The following is a 3,699-nucleotide window of genomic DNA, read 5'->3' as shown; positions in this document are numbered from 1 at the left end:
GCGCCCTGGCGCCGGAGGCCGAGCCCGACGACCTGATCGCCCGCGCTCGGCGCCTCGGCTTGCCGCTCGCACGGGTCGTCAGCCTCGGCGAAGGCATGCGCGACGCCGAGCTGGCGCCGCTGGAGATCGAGGACCTGTTGCTGCGCCCGACCGTCGCGATCGACCGGCCGCGGCTCGAACGGTTCCTCGCCGGCAAGCGCGTCCTCGTCACCGGCGGCGGCGGCTCGATCGGCTCGGAAATCTGCGCCCGGGCGCTCGCCTTCGGCGCCTCGGCGCTGATGGTGGTGGAAAGCTCGGAGCCGGCGCTCCACGGCATCCTGAGCCAGCCGGCCCTGCTCAACGCCCAGGCCGAGATCGCGGGCTCGCTCGCCGACATCCGCGACCGCGAGCGCCTGCACGCGGTCTTCACCGAATTCCGCCCGGACTACGTCTTCCACGCCGCCGCCCTGAAGCAGGTGCCCTACCTGGAGCGCGACTGGAGCGAGGGCGTCAAGACCAACGTGTTCGGCTCGATCAACGTCGCCGACGCGTCGGTGGCGGCCGGCGCCCGCGCCCTGGTGATGATCTCGACCGATAAGGCGATCGAGCCGGTCTCGCAGCTCGGCGTCACCAAGCGCTTCGCCGAGATGGTGGCCCAGGCCCGCGACGCCGAGCAGGCGGCGATCCCCGGCCACCCGACCCGGCTGATCGCCGTGCGCTTCGGCAACGTGCTCGGCTCGGTCGGCTCGGTTGTGCCGGTGTTCAAGGCTCAGATCGCTCGCGGCGGCCCCGTCACCGTCACCCATCCCGACATGGTCCGCTACTTCATGACCGTGCGGGAGGCCGCCGACCTCGTCCTCACCGCGGCCTCCCATGCCGACGGCGAGGCGCGCAGCCTCGTGCCCGGCGCGGCCGACCAGCGCGCGGCGGTCTACGTCCTCAAGATGGGCCAGCCGGTGAAGATCGCCGAGCTCGCCGAGCGCATGATCCGGTTGGCCGGCTTCGAGCCCGGCGCGGAGATCGAGCTGGTGTTCTCCGGCGCCCGGCCCGGGGAACGCTTGAACGAGATCCTGTTCGCCCGCGAGGAGCCCCGCGTCAGCCTCGACGGGATCGACGGGGTGATGGCGGCCAAGCCCGTCTTCGCCGACCGCGCCCGCCTCGACGCCTGGACGGCGTCCCTGCGCGAGGCGGTGGCGCGCGGCGACCGGGCCGCCGCCGAGGCGGTGTTCGAGGCGGCGATCCCGCATTTCCGCGAGCGCTTCGACAAGCCGGTCGAAGCCGCCCCGGCGAGCCCGGACCAGCGCGCGACCGGAACCGTCCTCGCCGAGCCCTGTTGATTCGCGAAGGTCCCGTTCGGGAACTATTCCTCGCCCCGCAGATTGAGGCGACGACCGAACCGAGCGCAGTTTCCGAACAGGGAGCGTGCCGAGAGAAGGACGAAGCAATGCGGACGAAGACGGTACTCGCTGGCCTGACGATGGTTGCCGGACTGGGAGTCGCCGGGCTCGCCGCCCCCGCCTCGGCCCAGGGCATCCAGATCGGACCCGGCGGCGTCCGCGTCGATCCCGGCTATCGCGACCGCGGCCCGCGCGACGACGTCGACCTCAGCCGCGGCGAGGCGATCCGCATCGCGCGTCGCCAGGGTCTCACCGACGTCGACAACGTCGATCGTCGCGGTCCGCGCATCATCGTCCGCGGTTCGGACCGGCGCGGCGACGACATCACCGTGGTGGTGGACAGCCGCTCGGGCGACGTGATCGACGTCCGCCGCTGAAATCGGCGCCTCGGTATCGTAACAAAGACCCCGGCCGCGAGGCCGGGGTTTTCTTTTGGCCGAGGCCTGATCGATGATGTCGTCCCGCGCCGGTGCATTGGTCGTCGCCGTCTCGGTGGTGACCTTCGGGTCCGTCGCCGCCCGGGCCGAGAGCTGCCGCGCCAGCGTCGGCGAACGCGACTCCGCCCGCCTCGTCGAACGCTGCCTCGCCGTCTCGCCGGCGACGCACCCACCCTGCAACGCGTCCAACGCTTGCGCGCTGATCGAATCCGAGATCGTCCGCAGCTGCCGCCTGTTCGACGACGGCACCGCGCCCGCATTCTGCCGAGACTACTGATTTGCGGACGCCTGTCCCCGCGCGAGCCGTGCGAGGCCGTCGCGGGTCGTGCCGGCCGGCGCCCAGCCCAGCGCGGACAACCCGACGCTGCGCGCGACGAGGTTCTCGGCCAGCCGCGAGAACAGCGCCTCGCGGCCGGTGAGCCGGCAGGCGAGCCCGATCGCGGCGGAGGGCAGCGGAACGAGGCCGGGCCTCCGGCCGAGTCCGGCGCGTAGGGCCGTCAGCATCTCGGGCAACGTCTGGGCATCCGGGTCGGCGACGACCAGCGGCCGGTTCGGCGACGTGTCCGTTCGCAGCACCGCGTCGATCGCGGCCGACAGGCTCTCCACCGAGACCAGCGATCGGCGCCCGGCGAGCGATGCGAGCGGCAGCGGATACGGCGAGCGGGCGAGCCGCACCAAGGCGGCCATGTTGCCCTTCACCCCCGCGCCGTAGACGAGGACGGGCCGCAGCGCGACCCAATCGATTCCGATGGCGGCTAGCGCCCGCTCGGCGTCGAGCTTGGACCGGCCGTAGGCGTCGGTCGGGGCCGGGCCGTCGGCCTCCGTCACGATGCCGGGCGCGGTCGGGCCGGTCTGCGCGCGGATCGAGGACAGGAACACGAAGCGGCGCACCCGCGCGCGCGCGGCGGCCTCGGCCAGGCGCTGCGTCGCCTCGGTGTTCAGCGTGCGGTAATCGTCCTCCGGCGCGCCCGACATGGCGTGCGCGAGCCCGGCCGAATGGACCACCGCGTCGACGCCGGCCAGCGCCGCCGCCATGTTCATCGGCCGGGTCAGGTCGCCGACGACGGCGCTCGAAGCGCCCTCCGGCATCGCGTCAACCGGGCGGCGCAGGAGCAGGCGGACGCGGTAGCCCCGCGCGGTCAGGTCCCGCAGGACATGGCGGCCGATGAAGCCAGTCGCCCCGGTCAGCGCGATCAGTTGGCTCAAGGCACCCTCGTTCCGTCCGCCGTCGGCGCCCGCGAGAACCGGATCAGCAGGGCCGCGACCAGCCCGCATCCCGCCGCCAGCGCACCGAGCGTGACGACCGGCGACGGCCAAAGCAAGGTCGCGGCCGCGAGGGCGGCGAGGGCGAGGTTGAGCGCGAACACCCGCCCGACCACGCCGCCGACCGTGAGGCCGTTCGTGGTGGCCCGCTGGTAGAAGTGGCTGCGATGGGCCTGCCACACCGGCTCCCGCCGGGCCGCGCGCCGGATCAGCGTCAGGGTGGCGTCGGCGAGATAGTAAAGCGGCAGCAGGATCGCCGCGGCGAGCCCGCCTTCCAGGGCGAGCCGGTACAGCAGCCAGGCGAGGATCAACCCGAGCGGCAGCGAGCCGACGTCGCCGAGGAAGAGTTTTGCCACGGGGCGGTTGAACGGCGCGAAGCCGAGCATCGCTCCGAGCAGGGCGGCGGCGAACAGGATCGCGGCCGGCGGCAAGGCGCCGAACCCGCCGAACAGGGCCAGGGCGGCGGCGACGGGTACCGTCTCGGCCACGCTCATCCAGTCGAGCCCGTCCATGAAGTTGACGAGGTTCACGAACCAGACGCCGGCGAGCACCGCCAGCGTGCGCTCCACCGCCGGCGGCAAGGCCGGAACCAGCCGCCCGTCGACGCCGGCCACCACCCCGCC

Annotated in this window: 5 protein-coding genes; 3 read left to right on the top strand and 2 right to left on the bottom strand. The window is 73.2% G+C overall.

Annotation, left to right across the window (positions count from 1 at the left end):
- From FV222_RS19955 to FV222_RS19945, 3 genes are all read left to right on the top strand, one after another.
- On the top strand, positions 1-1,316 hold a 1,316-nt coding region (locus tag FV222_RS19955), incomplete at its 5' end, for an SDR family NAD(P)-dependent oxidoreductase (protein WP_147815461.1).
- Positions 1,317-1,423: 107 nt separating this feature from the next.
- The gene (locus FV222_RS19950) at positions 1,424-1,753 is read left to right on the top strand and encodes a PepSY domain-containing protein (RefSeq protein ID WP_246685559.1); all 330 of its coding nucleotides are present in this window, start codon (positions 1,424-1,426) and stop codon (positions 1,751-1,753) included.
- Positions 1,754-1,826: 73 nt separating this feature from the next.
- On the top strand, positions 1,827-2,090 hold the full coding sequence (locus FV222_RS19945; protein WP_147763473.1) for a hypothetical protein: 264 nt from the start codon (positions 1,827-1,829) through the stop codon (positions 2,088-2,090).
- Here FV222_RS19945 and FV222_RS19940 read toward each other — a convergent pair.
- The gene (locus tag FV222_RS19940) at positions 2,084-3,019 is read right to left on the bottom strand and encodes an NAD-dependent epimerase/dehydratase family protein (protein ID WP_246685558.1); all 936 of its coding nucleotides are present in this window, start codon (positions 3,017-3,019) and stop codon (positions 2,084-2,086) included. The two genes, FV222_RS19945 and FV222_RS19940, sit on opposite strands and share 7 nt — an antisense overlap.
- Positions 3,016-3,699: glycosyl transferase (locus FV222_RS19935; RefSeq protein WP_147815460.1), on the bottom strand; the 684-nt coding region annotated here is incomplete at its 5' end. The genes FV222_RS19935 and FV222_RS19940, both read right to left, overlap by 4 nt.

The organism is Methylobacterium sp. WL103 (genome assembly GCF_008039885.1).
Taxonomy (GTDB): Bacteria; Pseudomonadota; Alphaproteobacteria; order Rhizobiales; family Beijerinckiaceae; genus Methylobacterium; species Methylobacterium cerastii.
This window is presented reverse-complemented; position numbering and strand designations above follow the sequence as displayed.

Excerpts from the sequence above, each read along its gene's own strand:
- FV222_RS19950 (WP_246685559.1), top strand. The coding sequence starts at position 1,424 with ATGCGGACGAAGACGGTACTCGCTGGCCTGACGATGGTTGCCGGACTG.
- FV222_RS19945 (WP_147763473.1), top strand. The coding sequence starts at position 1,827 with ATGATGTCGTCCCGCGCCGGTGCATTGGTCGTCGCCGTCTCGGTGGTG.